The sequence below is a fragment of the Psychrobacter sp. AOP3-A1-26 genome, assembly GCF_052378235.1.
In the GTDB taxonomy this organism is placed as follows: domain Bacteria; phylum Pseudomonadota; class Gammaproteobacteria; order Pseudomonadales; family Moraxellaceae; genus Psychrobacter.
On sequence record NZ_JBQSXN010000021.1, the window covers coordinates 1 to 15523 of the forward strand.

The window sequence follows — 15523 nt, forward strand, 5'->3', positions numbered from 1 at the left end:
GTAATGTTGGGTCACTACATAAAGGTTTTGTCGTTGTCCATGCTTTTGAACCAAGGCTTTCAATAGTTGCAACAAGTAATAGACTATCAACTGTATCCAGCTTGTCTAAGCAAGGGATGTTGACCATTTGAGATGCTTTATGACGTTCCAATGTTTTGATAACGACTCTTTTATATTGCTCTTTCAAGCGACTTCGTTCTAAAGAGAACTCTTGAAACTTCCTGTACCTTTTCTTATCGTATATTTCTCGACATTGAGCGCAGCGCCAGTCCTCTAATCTTAATTGTCTAAACTCATTGCGTGTACAGCAGTGGCTCGTTTTGTTGCAATCTATACACTGATAGTCAAATACGATTAAGTAGGCGTTTTTTCGGGCTACTTGAGTCACTTCATATGCTTTCAATCCAAAATTTTGACTAATATCTTTGACGGTATAAACAAAATCATCGGTTTCAAATAACCAGTACTTGGCACAGATAATTCTATTGATTACAGTTATGTCTAACTGATACTCAATCCGCGTTTCCATAATATTCTCAAAATATGGATTATATCCCGTGGATATTCTATCTTACGACTGCGAATAATTCCACTTTTGCTAGTGGCATAAACATGACAAAAGATAAGAGAATCATTGCATTTGGGACACGAGTGTGTGAAGTAAGAAAGGCTAAGGGTATCTCGCAAGAAAAGCTTGCGGAGTTAGCAGATATTAATTGTAGCTATATGGGTAATATTGAGCGTGGGGAGAAGAATGTTACCCTGAAAAAGGTGTATGAGATCTGCGATGCGTTGAATGTAACTATAGACGAATTGGTTTGTAGCTAATTTAGCTGACTAAAAAGCTACTTTAATTTAGTGTAATGAGTATGTAACAGAGGTTCTACTTCTCCAATCATTGTAATCTTACCTTCAACATAATCATTGAGGATATATTTGGTATCAGGGTTTACAGAAGTATTATCGACCGCAAAATTAGCAAGCCCATATGAGCTAATACGTTATCGTTTATTCATCTCTTTTTGGCTTACAAGGATTAGAAGGTTATTAATAGCTGATTTTTGGTCTTCAGACTTTTTCATGAATGTTCCGCTAAAAGGGTCTAGTCTATTGCTATAGGCTCTACTTTTGATTAATTTGAGACTGCGCTTTGGTATAGTGAGCATGTAATAACTCTTTTACCTCTTTAGTTGTTACAATTCTACCCTCAACATAGTCATTAAAAATATGCTTAGTATCAGGATTAATAGGGATATTATCGACTGCAAAATTAGCAAGTGCGTCTGAATGAGTACGACGTCTATTTTCTATATCTTCTTGGCTTACGAGAATTGGACGTTCGTTATTAGATGATATTTTGCTATTAGACTCACTCATAACAACCTCTGGTTTTAAATCATTTTTACGTACTAAAAGTGAATTATAGTATTAAATTAAGAAGTAGTTCGTAGGGCAATTCAGAAAACCTTTAAAAAGTTACCTCCTCCAATTTACAAATAGATATTTTTAATGTTCGTATGAGCAGGTATTTAACTCAATGGGCAGTTATATAGTTTTTAGGAAACTGTCAGATATCTTAGTATTATGACAATTAAAGCTTCCATCCTAAGCTAACTCTAAGTCTAAAACCTTTTTTAGCCAAAAAGGATAATCAAGATGTGGAGAGTATATGAATCGTTTGGTAATTCCAAATTCTTTGCAAATTTTAATAAAGCTTATAGGCCAGTCTTTCATTACATAATATGAAAAAATGATGCTAACTCTTCGCATATCAAGTGATAGGTGTTCAGGCTCCGAATGCCGACGTACTAAGCTTCTATTGTCAACAAAATTTTTGTCCAAGTTATTTATATCAATAATGTAATTGAACATCTCAACTCCGTTTTTGCTACAGAGTAGAAATGACATAATCCGTTTAAAACCATCATAGTAGATGTGGGAATAATTGAAATTCAAGTTGCCAACACTACCATAGCCTTTGATTAACAGGTTAAAATGCTCTTGGTTTGCTTTAAGTTCATAGTAATGAGGTCTTATCTTTGGGGCATTCCTTAAGTCGAAAGAGCATTGACTGCATTTTAAACAATCTACTTGCTTAAAATGTTCACTATTTTTCTTATCATAACGAACTAAATCTATTGAGATACCACAGCTATAACATTTATCTAGAAAACAAATATTGTGAATTTGGCAGCTTGTTAAAAACCCGAACCGCCAGTATGTTCTAAAGTAGGGAACCTGATCTGTAGATATGCATAATGGACAATATTGAATACTACTTTTCTGATCTCTTTGATGAACACCAATGCTCAAAACCCATTTTATTTGTTTAGAATCATTCAAATGAGGGTAAAAATAGTTACAGTTCAAAGAAATTAAAGTGTTGTCCAAATCTTCTTTTTTAATTTCTACAGCGCTTAGTAGTGATTCAATACTTTTAGCGGAAAGCTGAGTATCAATATCTGACTTCCAAATATCAGTATTTTGGAAAATGATAGTAGATAGCTGCGATGGTTTCATGTTAAGAAATAATGCATTTCGCATTATCCAAGATCTAAGCAGTTCATCCTGACATATAGGGAGTAGCTGTAATCTATATGATAGCTCTAAGCCTTGATATTTACGGCTCATCTTAACTGACTTAACAATTTGCGTCTGTTTGAAGGTGGCGACAAGGTTACAGAATCAAATGTGTCTTCGTTGATACAAGTTTGATTGTTTTTAATTGAGAAAATAGCTAACTTTCTCAATATCTGAAAAACTTCACCAATCAGACCTTCACTTAAGTAGTGAATTTTTTCAAGATATGGCTTTTTATATAAATATGAGGCCTCTGGTAATATTAAGCTTTGTTCAATAGATGCGATTAATCTAGCAAAATTCTTAGTGTCATCTATGGTGTCTATTTTCCATCTTGGTAGAACTTCTAACTGAAAGCGGTTAGCTAACTGTGAGTCTACTTGAATAGCGTTAAAAGCATCTTCAATACCAGCGCCAACAATTGGAATTTGAAGAGTGTTACTTAAATCCTTTATCGCATTAAGCAGGTTTCTTTGAGAGTTAAATGAGCCTGCGATAATGTGTTGAATTTCATCAATAATTAGCATTCTAGTTTGACGCTTTTTCAATACTCGAATAATCCGCTCTCTTTTGACACTCGCGCTTTCATTTTTTACATAAGGTGTGTGAAGCTCTTGGAGCAGACGAATATAGAAACTATTTTCATCTGGTTTTGAAGGCGCTGATACCATGACAGCTGGTTGAATATTGAGCGCAGTATCTTCATCAATATCAAATGGATAACGTTTTAAGAACTGTTTTAATATTTTTGTCTTACCATTATTAGAATCACCAATAATCAATAAGTTTGGCATTCTATCTGTCTTTGGATAGCACATTAAATCCTCTAAGCTGTTAAGAACTTCTTGAGATCGTGGATAGCCAATCCATCTATCTGTATTCATATAGAAGATTTTTTCATCATTTGAAGCGCTTATTAAGCTTCGAGCTTTATCAGATAAATGTTCCATATACTACTCCTCTATATCTTCGAATGGCTGAATATCAAAGTCTTCTAAGTCCTCAAACTCTTCTAAATGAACCTCTTTCAATTGCTCAGCTTTCACAGCCATCTGTGGAATAGATTCTTTTACTCTGACAGACTCTTTTTGTTTCAAGCGTCTTATTTTTTTTGTTTCTTTCGATGCATTTTCAACAATACTTGCCATCTTAATTCTAGCTTCAAAAATATCGTCTTCAGTAACCTGACTTGTTGGGGCAGCGTCCGCTAATCTTCTCTTGATTTCTCTTAGCTCCCATAGAGATATCGCAGGTCGACTCAAATTTCTATACGGAATAGTAATGTATGACTTCATATCAGGATCATAAAAGAATACTGAGCTTAAGTCTCTTGGATCGTATTTGATAATAAATTGTTTTGAGTTTTTACGTGTTTTATCAGGTTGGCGTATCCATTTTCTTAAAAGATCATGGTAATAAAGAATGCCAAAAAGCTGGATCCCATATTTTTGTACGCTTCTCTCTTCATAGGGTAAGAAATCTATTTTAAGCTGTAGTTCATGCTCTATCTTAGGTGGAAGTCCTCTACCTAAAGTAGTGTCATTCCCTAAAATTCCTTCTTTATACTTCTCAAACGGAGTCATTCCAAGTTCAGAGTGAACAGTATGGTGATAGATATTGACCACAAGCTCCGTAAACCAAGTTTCAAGCTCAAACAAAGTTAATACTGCTTTCTTCTCCGAATCGTATTCGCCTTTATCCACAATATTTGATTTAGTAGTTCCAGGTAATGCATGGATACCTGTGTCGTTGAAAGTTTTAAACAGTCGCTCAATATGTCCACCATACCTTGGCGTCCCAACGGGTCTTTTAGTTAGGTTGATATGATATTTCTCACATGCTCGTTTTAGGGCTTTACCATGAAACTCTTTACCGTTATCAGTATGGATAGTATCTATTAAGCCATATACTGGCCATTGAGCATCTATTTTGTGATCTGCCAACCATTTCTTTTTATCTAGGATCGAGTGTGTAATACAACACCCTGTCAGTAAAGTATTTGGCTTTTCTAGCGAGATATAAAAACCTGTAACCATTCGACTAAAAACATCAATCGCTAACGTGATTGTTGGCCTACCTATCGCCAATCTATTCACATCATCAACAATCATAAGATCGAGGGGAGTATGATCAATCTGTACAATTTCCAAAGGTTTTATTACCTCTGGAAACTTATCGATAATAGGACGATAGGACTCTTGACCATTTTTGCCTAGCCTTGTTGATCCAATCTCAGCAGCAGTAAGCTGAGATATTCTGTACCTTATAGTATTGATATGCGGTGCGGTAAATGTAGTTCTATGAAGCTTATTATATTGGTAGACTTGAGTTTCAAGATTTCTAAAAACATCTGAAACTTTTAGTTTATCTGTTGATAGATATTGCGTTATACATGACTGTATTATTGTCTCTATCTCAGGCTCGAAGCGTCCATTATCTACACGCTTCTTTCTTAATAAGCTAGTTGGATCCCCTTTACTTGCTTTGTATTTCTGCAATTGTCTATACAGTGTGGGCTCTGATACTCCTAGTTCCTCAGCAGCTTTTTTTATTTCATCACGTCTGTCATCATATTCAGATTGAAGTATGTTATTAAAAAGCCCAGCCTTATTATGAATTTCGATCCATTCATTATCTGGAATATGCATCAATTCAGTAGCTGGTATTATCTTAGTGTCATCTTCATCAACAGGACTTGAAGACAACTCAGATATATGAACTTTTTTCGATTTACCAGTAAAACTGCTACGAACGCATACATGCTCTATGTCAAGAACAGCTGTTATTCTATAGCGAGAGTTACCGCTAAAAACTTCTTCACCTACATTTAACTTAACTTCATACATCTCATTAAATCCATATGGAAGAGTTCATTGTTAGGGGACGAGTCAAATCAGCCTTTATTATCTGATTAGATAAGGCGTACCATAAAGTATTTAGGAATTCAGCACGAGCTTCTAAACTACTAGAACATATCCTAATAACATCTTCAGGACTTGTTTCATTAAATCTTGAAACTACTTTTTTAATCATTTCAAGCTGATAGTTTTCAAAACTTCTATGCCTATAAGGAAGGAGAAATGTAGCGTTCTTTAATAAAGGACTTCTGATTTCTTTTTCTGTCCAGATTTTAAATCGTGTGTTTTTCTCGGTGGATAGCTCTTTAATAGCTGCTTGGAACTTGGGTTTTAGAATAGCCCAGTCTTTTTTTATATCTTCCCTATATTTAACCTCAATGTAAAGTTTCTTCCCATTACTATATTCTATGAAAATATCAGGTGTATATTTCCTGTTCTTATTGTCGTAAAAATATTCAAATGTTCTGGGTTGAGCTAAGTGGTCTACTATTGATAAATTAAATTCAGTCAATATCAAAGCATCACGTTCTAGACTTGATTCAAAACCCGAATATGTACTATTATTACCATGAATAAAACCTGTCACGGTTCTATGGTTTCTGGGGATAATTCTAGCTGGAGAATTATTATTTAATATTGTAGATTTAGTCATTGTCATCAGATTATCATCTATTTTTGTAGTTTTTTCGTTGGTGGCTCCTCGATATTATCAGTTAATTTTGTAGTTGTCAGTCGCTGCCGACCTGAACAGATTAAGCGCTATCAAGATAAGCTCTCAGGGCCGCTGCTCGATCGTATCGATTTGCACATTACTGTGCCAGCATTACCGATTGCTGACTTACAAAACGCTCAGGCAGGCGAAACCTCAGAAAAGGTAAGGAGTCGGGTTTCAACTGCTCATAAACGCCAGCTAGCAAGACAACAAAAAGTAAATAATGAGCTTAGCCCTAGCGAGATTGATAAATATATCCAGTTAGGTGAAGGTGAACAGCAACTGTTACAGCTTGCTCAGCAACGGCTGAATTTATCCGCCCGTGGCTATCATCGGGTATTGCGCGTTGCTCGCACTATTGCCGATCTTGCCGACAGTATCGATATCACCAGCGCCCATGTATCGGAAGCATTGAGCTATCGCAGTAAGTAATTCATTATTAATACTTTGCGGGAGATTTTAGAAGGGATTAAACAAAAGAAAAACACCCCAGACATGTTAGGCATTCCTTGGCCCAAGGTGTTTTTAATAACGATTAATACTTATCGGTAATGGCACCTTCTGAGGCACTGCCAACCGTTTTGGCATATTTAGCCAGTACGCCGCGTTTTACATTTGGTTCTGGTGCTTTCCACGTGCTTAAACGCTTCTCAATGTCTTCTTCGCTGATGTTTAGATTGATTTCATTATTGTCGGCATCAATAGTAATGGTGTCGCCGTTTTCAATAATCGCAATCGGGCCGCCAACCATGGCTTCAGGGGTGATGTGGCCAACGACAAAGCCATGACTACCACCAGAGAAGCGGCCATCGGTAATTAACGCCACGTCATTGCCTAATCCACGGCCCATAATGGCCGAGGTAGGTGACAGCATTTCACGCATACCTGGGCCACCTTTAGGGCCTTCGTAACGAATCACAACCACATCACCCGCCACAACAGTGCCATCTAAAATAGCGCTCATAGAGTCTTCTTCAGAATTAAACACACGGGCGGTACCAGTGAACTGAGTCCCTTCTTGGCCACTGATTTTCGCCACCGAACCAGTCGGTGCAATGTTGCCGCGTAATATGCGCAAGTGGCTGTCGGCTTTGATTGGTTTGTCGAACGGACGGATTATGTCTTGGTCTTCTGGGTAGTCTTTTACGTTAGCTAGGTTTTGAGCCATGGTTTTACCATTAACGGTTAAGCAGTCGCCGTGCAGTAAACCTTTTGCCAGTAAACGCTTCATTAATGGAGCAATACCACCAATTTCTATTAACTCAGACATTAAGTATTTACCAGATGGGCGTAAGTCGGCCAATACCGGCACACGCTTTCCTATTTCGGTAAAGTCATCAATGTTGAGCGCTACGTCAATCGCATCGGCCATAGCGAGCAGATGTAGAACCGCGTTGGTTGAGCCGCCCAACACAATAACCATCGTAATCGCGTTTTCAAAAGCTTTACCCGTCATAATATCGCTAGGCTTAATGTCGTTGTCGATTAACCACTGGATCGCTTCACCTGCTTTTCGGCAGTCTTCGCGTTTTTCAGGAGATATGGCCTCTTGAGCCGAGCTACCCGGTAAGCTCATGCCCAAGGCTTCAATCGCTGATGCCATGGTGTTGGCGGTATACATGCCGCCGCAAGAGCCAGGGCCAGGGATGGCCGTTCTTTCAATTTCTAACACTTCTTCTTCGGTCATATCGCCGCGGGCATTGGCACCGACGGCTTCGAATACAGAAACGATGTCCGTGTGGTTTTTACCCGGCTTGATGGTACCGCCATAAATAAACAGCGAAGGACGGTTTAAGCGCGCCATGGCGATAAGGCAACCCGGCATGTTTTTATCGCAGCCGCCAATAGCAATGATCGCGTCATGACCTTGGCAGCCTGAGACGGTTTCAATAGAATCAGCAATCACTTCACGCGATACCAAGGAGTATTTCATGCCTTGGTAACCGTTAGCGATACCGTCAGAGATGGTGATGGTATTGAAAATAATGGGTTTGCCATAGGCGAAATAAACGCCTTTAGCCACTTCATCAGCTAAGCCGTTGATATGAATATTACAAGGCGTCACTTGGCTCCAAGTAGAGGCAATCCCCACATGCGGACGCTTAAAATCGTCATCCGTAAAACCGACCGCACGCAGCATAGAACGCGCTGGTGCTTTTTGAATGCCATCGACCAAAATAGAAGAATATTTTCTGTTGCTGTCGTCTTTTTTATTCATTTTCTGTCTCCAATAGCGAAACCGTTTATTGGCTTGTTTCAGTATAAATAAAGGCCAGTCACAGCTTGCAATTATATAGGGTGAAAGGTTGATAGGGTAAAAAGTTGTTTTCTTATTATTTTAATAATTATGAATATACCTTAACCTTTTAAAAGATATTCAACCAAAGCGGCAAAATCATCAAACGCTGCGGTAGGGTTAAGCTCACGAATATCCTGCCCATAGTTATAGCCGTATGACAGTCCAAGCGTATCCATATTGGCATTTTGTCCTGCCAAGATGTCGTTTCTGGAGTCACCAATCATGACCGCCTGTGCTGGAGTTACGCTTAAAGCCGCGCAAACATGCAGCAGCGGCGCAGGATCTGGTTTTTTAGTGGGCAAGCTATCGCCGCCAAGCACTTCGCTAAACAAGTCTTGCCAGCCAAAGGATTGCAATATTTTTGGTACAAAACGAATCGGCTTATTGGTCACCAATGCCAGCTTAAACCCTGCTGCCTGTAGTTTTTTTAGCCCGCTGTCGACATTGGAGTAAGCGACCGTTTTGCTACCGCTAATATTTTTATAAGCATCAAAAAACACCTGTTCGGCATGATCAGTTGCCTCGACCGTTAATTCATCTTCTAACACTTCTATTTTACCAACCAAGGCGCGCTCAACCAGCATTTTTGAGCCGTTGCCCACCCAGTTACGAATGGTCTCGATAGGATAGGGTGTTTTGCCCAGCGTAGTCAGCATCGCATTGGTCGCATCAGCCAAATCCGGTACGCTATCAATTAAAGTCCCGTCGAAGTCAAAAATTAAAAGTTGCTTATCCATTATTCCTCGCGATTTAGAATTATTTATTCTATTTTTAAGTGATGAGTTTTTAAAGTTACGATGTAGAGTCTTTATTACCATAGCATAGGTCAGCCATAGAACTCACTTTTACTGCTATTTCAACAGCTACTATTCAATATCTTTATAGCGCTCGCGGTGTTCCGCTTTCATCTTTAAATAGTCTGTATTTTCGCGGCAACAATCCCATTTTTATTTACTGTATTTGTTTTATAGTGGATTGACTATATATCTAGCATTATTCATCTCTACTATCACTACCGTTATTAAGTATACTGAGCGTAGCTATCTATAAAACAGCATAAAAATGTTATGCAACCGTGACAGAAGATGTTTAGCATATAGAGTGTTGAGTAAAAGTATTTATTGAGAAGGTTATGAAAGTGAATAGAAGTACCAGAAACAAAGCTTGTATAGCTAGGTCAGATTTTAGGGTGTCGTTAAATAATGTGCTCATAATGGCAGTGCTGCTACTCGTCAGTGTGCTAACTATAAATACCGCCCATAGTGCATGGTTTGAGCGTTTAGTTCCGCAAGGTGAGACTTATACGGTGCGCGAGATAGATCGCGATTTGGCGTTTGTGATTGACGGCTTTATTTATGATGCCCGCACTTCTTGTTTTTTAGCAGTGGGCGATCGGGTGGTGTTTTTTGAAGGGCGTCACGGTATTGACTATCGCGCGACGGTTTATGATTTGGATTCGCGTGAGCGTTGTGAGTTGTTATTAAGAAGACGTTTGTCATAACGAAAGGCTTGCCTTAACCGAGTGCCTGTCATGACAAGTTTTTCAGATATAGTTAAAATACTTTAAAAGCGCTACGATACTGCGGGTATGGTTTTTTTGTAGCCTCTGTCTGCGTAGGCACAGCAAGCAAGAAAAAAACGGTACCTGCAGTACGTGATGTATCGATTTTACGTTTCACTGACTATAGATAGTTCTTCAGACATAAAAAAAGGCCCCAAACATAAATGTCTGGGGCCTTTTTAGAATTCTTAAACGAATGGTGGCTCGAGGCAGGTTCGAACTGCCGACACACGGATTTTCAATCCGTTGCTCTACCGACTGAGCTATCGAGCCGTCTTCGTTGAGGCGCTATTAAACTAAATATAGGCGTTACTGTCAAGCGGTTTTTGCATTTTATGCGATAAAAGAGTAAAAATAATGAATTATTTATCAAAATATCGCTTTTTAGCGCTAAAATTAATCCTTAACACGCAGCAGCTCGTACTCGCTCATAATGCGGTGAATGTCCGCATCGACAGGGACAAATTCACGTACGCCTTTTTTGACCTCGGCATCGTAAACCAGTTTGATAAATTTAGCATCAATGGCACGTTTACGGTTTTCTGAATGCACAGTAAGGTACTGCAGGCGCTTGGCGTCGGTCTGTCCATCGTCAAAACAGCCAACCGCAGCGATAGGTTTATCATTAAACATCCCGACATATAGAGTCTGACCACGCTTAAAACCTTGCTCAATAAGTGCCAATACGTCAGCGCCATCAGGCTGGTTATCATCGCTGTCATACAATGCTTGCAAGCGCTCTGCTAACTCATTCTCACGAGTTGGTTTTTTCATCAAAGGAGTTTGCAAATCGTTAATGGCAATCGCTTCTAAAGGCATCATAGCTTCCTATTAAATATTTCAAATGTTTATCTAGCATGATGTAATGAGTATATAGTGAATCCACTTTTAAAAGAATACCGTGCTACTGGGATTAATTATTCGCAGCCTCTGTCTGCGTAGGCACAGCAAGCAAGAAAAATTAATCCCAGTAGCGCCTCATAATGTCTGTATTTCTTTTATTTAGGACTGACTATAGCGCAATGATTGATAATACTGGATGCACTATTTTAGCAGAAAGGGGCAAATTTGCCTGTAGTTTACTGCTTGGTCGTGGCAGTAAATCTTAGGGTTTGCTATGATAAGGATAGATAATGCATCGTCTGCCCTTATTCTAATGTTTTACGCTAGGATAGAGCGGACTATCGCCAATTCATAATGATTCATTTATACCTATTAACGTTTTATTCTTATATTTTATGGTTCTCACATTGAGGACACGTTGGGCTTATTGATAGCCCTATTTTATTGTTTGCTTTTATATTTATAGAGAGTAGCCATGACAGCCAATTCTACTGCACAAACTCAAGACCAAAATACTGCTAAAAATCTTTACGGTCATGCCGCACGTACAGCGACTGTGACCCGCAATACTGCTGAGACCCAAGTAACTTGTACCGTCAATCTAGATGGTACCGGTCAAGGCACTGTCGATACGGGCGTGCCGTTTTTGGACCATATGATTGACCAGATTAAGCGTCACGGTTTATTTGACTTAGAAATTAAATGCAATGGCGATACTTTTATTGATGATCACCACAGCGTTGAAGACACGGGCATCACCCTTGGACAGGCGTTTGCAAAAGCGCTAGGTGATAAAAAGGGCATTCGTCGTTATGGGCATTTCTATGCGCCACTAGACGAAGCATTAACACGAGCAGTGGTTGATTTATCAGGTCGTCCGGGTTTGCATATGGATATCCCATTCACGCGCTCACATGTCGGTAATTTCGACGTTGATTTATTCAGTGAGTTTTTCTATGGTTTTGTGAATCACTCATGGATGACGGTGCATTTAGATAATTTAAAAGGCAAAAACAGCCATCATCAAATTGAGTGTACCTTTAAAGCCTTTGCGCGCGCCCTACGTATGGCTTGCGAGTATGATGAGCGCGCGTTAAATACCTTGCCATCGACTAAAGAGGCGTTTTAGATGAGTCGAGCCACAAAGGTAGCATTATTAGACTATGGTATGGGAAACTTGCACTCTGTCGGCAAGGCGCTAACGCTTGTCGGTGCCGAAGTTTCTATCACCAACGACCCAAAGGTGGTCGCGGCGGCGGACAAGATTGTGTTTCCTGGTGTCGGTGCCATGCGTGACTGTATGATAGGCATGCATGAAGCGGGTATTGATGAGGTGATAAGCCATGCTATCTTTAATAAGCCTGTCATGGCCATTTGCGTCGGTATGCAGGCGTTATTTGAGCAATCTGCTGAGAATGGTGGTACAAAGTGCTTGGGCATCCTAGATGGCTCTGTAGAAGCGTTTGATCCAACGTGGAAAGATGAGCAGGGCGCGACCATCAAAGTACCGCATATGGGCTGGAATACCATCAGTGGAATGGATTTTGAGCATCCATTGTGGAACGGTATCGAGGACAATGCGCATTTTTACTTTGTACATAGCTATTATTGCGATCCTGCTGATAGCTCGCAAGTGGCGGCCGTCTGTGATTATGGTCAGCCGTTTTGTGCCAGTATTTTGCAAGATAATCTATTTGCCACTCAATTCCATCCAGAAAAAAGCCATACCGCAGGCTTACAGCTGTTAAAGAACTTTGTAGATTGGGATGTTTAGCAGGTATTTCTATGCCCTAACTTAATTGAACGAGTATGGATTTTTTAGATTCTAGTGCTATAGTAATTTAGTAGAAAACACCCATGAATAAAAGAAAACCCATTTCATTAATATTTGTTATGTCGTTAGCGTTTATTATCATTCAAGGGTGTGCCACTATTGATACACCTAAAGGTGTCTGTTTGGCAGACAGCAAAGGTCAACATATCTTAACTAATGCTATAGAAGAAAAATCAGAAAAGCATAATCCTTACGTGCAACTTATCAATGCACAAAATATTCTGTTATTACATGCAAAAACCTACACTTTGTCATTGTTTTCTGACGTTCCTAAAGATGGTTGCTTTAAAACCCCTTTTATTTTAGCTCATAAAGAAGAGGGTTATCAGTGGTTCAATGCCAGCGGTGAGAAATTATATAATGTCTATTGGTTTGATAACGGCCCGGATTATGCAGAAGATGGTTTATTTCGCTTTAAAAAGAATGGCTTGATAGGCTACGCTGATGAAAGCACATATGAGATTGTCATTCCTGCGCGGTATCAAGCGGCTCAACCATTTCAGAATGGTCAAGCCAAAGTCTCTTATAAGGCTGATATAAATCAGCTTGATAATGAACATTCAGGATGGAAAAATACTGACTATATAACTATTAATAAGCAAGGTGAGGTTGTCGGCTCGAAGATGTAATAGAATCTATAAGACTCTTATATCACTCGTATTTCTTAAACTACTTACTATTATAATAAAGAGAAATCATTGGATTTTACTACCTTTAAGATAGGCGTGATAGCGGCCACTGGACTTGATAAAGATGCCTTGCATATTTATGTGGGCATCAGCGTTTACCTATTAAGTTTAATCTTACTTCGTCCGATTTTTAAAAATCAAGGTATAAGATCGTTCATCGCTCTAATCTTAGTGACTGGCGTTGCATTAACAGGTGAGTATTTGGATAATCGGCATATCATCGTGCCAAAAGGTTTTTTGGCGTTAGAAAGTGTGGATATAAAGGCAAGCCTACACGACCTGATGAATACTTGTCTAATACCTTACGTGCTTTATGCGCTTAATAGGTGGACGCCAATTTTTCATCCAATCAATAAGCCTAAACCTATGATTAAGCGACATAAAAAAACGGACTATTAATAAGTCCGTTTTTTATTTTTATCATGACTGTCTTTGCGATATAGCTTATTAAGATTTCTGGTTATTAGCCTCATCATAAAGCTCGCGAACCACTTCACCAATCACTTGAATACCATCAATCAGCGTTTGCTCATCAGCGGCAATACTCATGCGAATACATTCGTGCGCGTGTTGGTAATTGCTCACATCGACACCGGGGAAAAAGTGTTTACTTGGCACAATGAGTGTACCTTTTTCTTTTAGACGCTCATACAGCTCAACGGTTTTAATTGGCAAGTCTTTAAACCATAACCATAAGAAAATCGCGCCTTCAGGCTTATGAATCGCTAGTGGATAATCGCCCAATGCTTCTTTTAATAACCGTACGGCGGTATTGGCTTGCTGCTGATAAAACGGCTTAATATCGTTGTCAGATAACTGCTTGATACGGTCGTTGTTGACTAGTGGCGTGGCAATCGCCGCACCGAAACGCGTTGGCGCTAGATTCACCACCGCATTCATCGCGCTGACTGCTTCGATCACTTTAGGCGCAGCAACGATAATACCGGTACGCATACCGGGCAAGCCAATTTTAGACAGGCTAAAACAAAGAATCGTATTGTCATCCCAAGTGAGATGGGCGTCTGAATAAATGATGTTAGGAAACGGCATACCATAGGCGTTATCGATGATTAACGGTATCTCATAGCGCTTGGCAATCTCAGCTAAATGCGCCATTTCGTCATCAGTCAAGACGTTGCCAGTAGGATTTGTCGGGCGTGAGCAGCAAATCGCACCGATACGACCTTCTTTTAGCGCGGGCAAGTTTTCTAGCGCCTCAAAGTCGACGCGATACTTAAAGAAACCTTCCTCGCCATTATGAGTGACTTCATCGATATGCGGTAATACGGCAGCAAAATGCTGACCTTCCACATGCACATCGCTATAGCCAATATATTCAGGAGTTAACGGCAGTAAAATAGACTTATCTACCGACTGGCTGTCTTTATCTTGACTGTTTTCATCAAGCTTATTATCACTGAAAGCCCCACCAAATAAGTTAAATAAATAGAAAAAAGCGTTTTGTGAGCCATTGGTCAGGGCAATATTTTCTGCCGTGAGATTCCAGTCATAATGACGATTAAAGAAGCCGACCAACGCATCGATAAAGGCGGCGTCACCTTGAGGATTGGAGTAATTTGCCATGCTAATAATAGCGCTACTATTAGCTTCACCGGTATCGTTATCATTACCAAGCGCTTTATAAGTCTCTAAAAACAGCTCATTGACCGCTTCAATCTTGGCAGGATTACCGCCGCCTAGCATATTGATAGGCTGATCGCTTTTTAGCGCATCGCCCAAGTCATCCATCAATTGTGAGATACCAGTAGGCTGGGTAAATTTTTGACCGAACTTTGAGAATTTCATAAGGCTACCATGCTGTTTTGGAGGAGTTTATAAGGTGTTATTTAATCGATAAAGTTGGGCTAGTATATCAAATGAGGGCTAGGTAATCGCCCCAATAAATAAGCAAACTGCATGGATTATATGAGTTTATATGAATATATGTTCTATCAAGAAAAAAATGTTATCTATATGAATAGAAGGCGTTTTGATGGTTGTGTATTGTGTGGCACAAAGCGCAGCTAAATTGCTTATCAAAACTATGTTTGTTGTGATAATTAAAACATTAATTCGTTGAGAAACAATAAAATTAGTTCATATACCAAAAATATCAACTTATGAGTATGAGTTTAGCTATCCAAATA

16 protein-coding genes, 1 tRNA gene and 1 pseudogene are annotated in these 15523 nt (G+C 39.3%); 7 read left to right on the plus strand and 11 right to left on the minus strand.

The window, feature by feature from the left end; all coding sequences use genetic code 11:
• Window positions 1-529, minus strand: a 529-nt coding sequence (locus ACT3TU_RS05520) for a hypothetical protein (RefSeq protein WP_444784120.1), incomplete at its 3' end; no start/stop codon positions are given.
• An 83-nt stretch (window positions 530-612) separates the two neighbouring features.
• Between ACT3TU_RS05520 and ACT3TU_RS05525 the strand changes: the two genes are divergently transcribed.
• Window positions 613-828 carry a helix-turn-helix domain-containing protein gene (locus ACT3TU_RS05525; RefSeq protein WP_444784121.1) on the plus strand — a complete coding sequence of 72 codons (216 nt, stop codon included), beginning with the start codon at window positions 613-615 and terminating at the stop codon, window positions 826-828.
• Window positions 829-1122: 294 nt separating this feature from the next.
• Here ACT3TU_RS05525 and ACT3TU_RS05530 read toward each other — a convergent pair whose 3' ends face one another.
• From ACT3TU_RS05530 to ACT3TU_RS05550, 5 genes are all read right to left on the minus strand, one after another.
• On the minus strand, window positions 1123-1377 hold the full coding sequence (locus ACT3TU_RS05530) for an antitoxin VbhA family protein (RefSeq protein ID WP_444784122.1): 255 nt from the start codon (window positions 1375-1377) through the stop codon (window positions 1123-1125).
• Window positions 1378-1605: 228 nt separating this feature from the next.
• A complete protein-coding gene (locus ACT3TU_RS05535) occupies window positions 1606-2631 on the minus strand; it encodes a TniQ family protein (RefSeq protein ID WP_444784123.1) in 1026 nt (341 codons plus the stop codon).
• Window positions 2628-3530, minus strand: coding sequence for a TniB family NTP-binding protein (locus ACT3TU_RS05540; RefSeq protein WP_444784124.1), 903 nt, complete (start codon window positions 3528-3530; stop codon window positions 2628-2630). Before ACT3TU_RS05540 ends, ACT3TU_RS05535 begins: the two co-directional genes overlap by 4 nt.
• Before the next feature lie 3 nt (window positions 3531-3533).
• On the minus strand, window positions 3534-5426 hold the full coding sequence (locus tag ACT3TU_RS05545) for a Mu transposase C-terminal domain-containing protein (RefSeq protein WP_444784125.1): 1893 nt from the start codon (window positions 5424-5426) through the stop codon (window positions 3534-3536).
• A 4-nt stretch (window positions 5427-5430) separates the two neighbouring features.
• Window positions 5431-6096, minus strand: a complete 666-nt coding sequence (locus ACT3TU_RS05550; protein ID WP_444784126.1) for a TnsA endonuclease N-terminal domain-containing protein — start codon at window positions 6094-6096, stop codon at window positions 5431-5433.
• A gap of 75 nt (window positions 6097-6171) precedes the next feature.
• On the opposite strand from ACT3TU_RS05550, the pseudogene ACT3TU_RS05555 reads away from it, so the two are divergent.
• A pseudogene (locus ACT3TU_RS05555) lies at window positions 6172-6582 on the plus strand (ATP-binding protein); the annotation flags it as partial.
• A gap of 103 nt (window positions 6583-6685) precedes the next feature.
• Here ACT3TU_RS05555 and ilvD read toward each other — a convergent pair.
• Entirely contained in the window at window positions 6686-8368 is a 1683-nt protein-coding gene (gene ilvD, locus ACT3TU_RS05560) for a dihydroxy-acid dehydratase (RefSeq protein ID WP_192523535.1), read from the minus strand.
• 140 nt (window positions 8369-8508) lie between these two features.
• A complete protein-coding gene (locus tag ACT3TU_RS05565) occupies window positions 8509-9186 on the minus strand; it encodes a phosphoglycolate phosphatase (protein ID WP_192523534.1) in 678 nt (225 codons plus the stop codon).
• A gap of 476 nt (window positions 9187-9662) precedes the next feature.
• Here ACT3TU_RS05565 and ACT3TU_RS05570 point away from each other — a divergent pair, with 476 nt between their 5' ends.
• Window positions 9663-9950, plus strand: coding sequence for a hypothetical protein (locus tag ACT3TU_RS05570; protein ID WP_192523533.1), 288 nt, complete (start codon window positions 9663-9665; stop codon window positions 9948-9950).
• A 257-nt stretch (window positions 9951-10207) separates the two neighbouring features.
• On the opposite strand, the gene ACT3TU_RS05575 is transcribed toward ACT3TU_RS05570, so the two are convergent.
• Window positions 10208-10283: transfer RNA gene (locus ACT3TU_RS05575), tRNA-Phe, on the minus strand.
• Between the two features lie 123 nt (window positions 10284-10406).
• Window positions 10407-10832: a PanM family protein gene (locus ACT3TU_RS05580; protein ID WP_225736914.1), complete on the minus strand. Its 426-nt coding sequence runs from the start codon at window positions 10830-10832 to the stop codon at window positions 10407-10409.
• Between the two features lie 496 nt (window positions 10833-11328).
• Here ACT3TU_RS05580 and hisB point away from each other — a divergent pair, with 496 nt between their 5' ends.
• The 4 genes from hisB to ACT3TU_RS05600 all read left to right on the plus strand — a co-directional run bounded on the left by hisB (window position 11329) and on the right by ACT3TU_RS05600 (window position 13775).
• On the plus strand, window positions 11329-11982 hold the full coding sequence (gene hisB / locus ACT3TU_RS05585; protein WP_192523532.1) for an imidazoleglycerol-phosphate dehydratase HisB: 654 nt from the start codon (window positions 11329-11331) through the stop codon (window positions 11980-11982).
• Window positions 11983-12627: an imidazole glycerol phosphate synthase subunit HisH gene (gene hisH / locus ACT3TU_RS05590; protein ID WP_192523531.1), complete on the plus strand. Its 645-nt coding sequence runs from the start codon at window positions 11983-11985 to the stop codon at window positions 12625-12627.
• 83 nt (window positions 12628-12710) lie between these two features.
• Window positions 12711-13316, plus strand: coding sequence for a hypothetical protein (locus tag ACT3TU_RS05595; RefSeq protein WP_192523530.1), 606 nt, complete (start codon window positions 12711-12713; stop codon window positions 13314-13316).
• 69 nt (window positions 13317-13385) lie between these two features.
• Complete coding sequence (locus ACT3TU_RS05600) at window positions 13386-13775, plus strand: hypothetical protein (protein WP_192523529.1); 390 nt, start codon at window positions 13386-13388, stop codon at window positions 13773-13775.
• A 48-nt stretch (window positions 13776-13823) separates the two neighbouring features.
• Here the strand turns inward: ACT3TU_RS05600 and ACT3TU_RS05605 are convergent, their stop codons facing one another.
• Window positions 13824-15182, minus strand: a complete 1359-nt coding sequence (locus tag ACT3TU_RS05605; protein WP_192523528.1) for a valine--pyruvate transaminase — start codon at window positions 15180-15182, stop codon at window positions 13824-13826.
• Between the last annotated feature and the right edge of the window lie 341 nt (window positions 15183-15523).

Coding starts and splice junctions, on each gene's coding strand:
- ACT3TU_RS05525 (WP_444784121.1), top strand. CDS start 613: ATGACAAAAGATAAGAGAATCATTGCATTTGGGACACGAGTGTGTGAA.
- ACT3TU_RS05530 (WP_444784122.1), bottom strand. CDS start 1,377: ATGAGTGAGTCTAATAGCAAAATATCATCTAATAACGAACGTCCAATT.
- ACT3TU_RS05535 (WP_444784123.1), bottom strand. CDS start 2,631: ATGAGCCGTAAATATCAAGGCTTAGAGCTATCATATAGATTACAGCTA.
- ACT3TU_RS05540 (WP_444784124.1), bottom strand. CDS start 3,530: ATGGAACATTTATCTGATAAAGCTCGAAGCTTAATAAGCGCTTCAAAT.
- ACT3TU_RS05545 (WP_444784125.1), bottom strand. CDS start 5,426: ATGTATGAAGTTAAGTTAAATGTAGGTGAAGAAGTTTTTAGCGGTAAC.
- ACT3TU_RS05550 (WP_444784126.1), bottom strand. CDS start 6,096: ATGACAATGACTAAATCTACAATATTAAATAATAATTCTCCAGCTAGA.
- ilvD (WP_192523535.1), bottom strand. CDS start 8,368: ATGAATAAAAAAGACGACAGCAACAGAAAATATTCTTCTATTTTGGTC.
- ACT3TU_RS05565 (WP_192523534.1), bottom strand. CDS start 9,186: ATGGATAAGCAACTTTTAATTTTTGACTTCGACGGGACTTTAATTGAT.
- ACT3TU_RS05570 (WP_192523533.1), top strand. CDS start 9,663: ATGGCAGTGCTGCTACTCGTCAGTGTGCTAACTATAAATACCGCCCAT.
- ACT3TU_RS05580 (WP_225736914.1), bottom strand. CDS start 10,832: ATGATGCCTTTAGAAGCGATTGCCATTAACGATTTGCAAACTCCTTTG.
- hisB (WP_192523532.1), top strand. CDS start 11,329: ATGACAGCCAATTCTACTGCACAAACTCAAGACCAAAATACTGCTAAA.
- hisH (WP_192523531.1), top strand. CDS start 11,983: ATGAGTCGAGCCACAAAGGTAGCATTATTAGACTATGGTATGGGAAAC.
- ACT3TU_RS05595 (WP_192523530.1), top strand. CDS start 12,711: ATGAATAAAAGAAAACCCATTTCATTAATATTTGTTATGTCGTTAGCG.
- ACT3TU_RS05605 (WP_192523528.1), bottom strand. CDS start 15,182: ATGAAATTCTCAAAGTTCGGTCAAAAATTTACCCAGCCTACTGGTATC.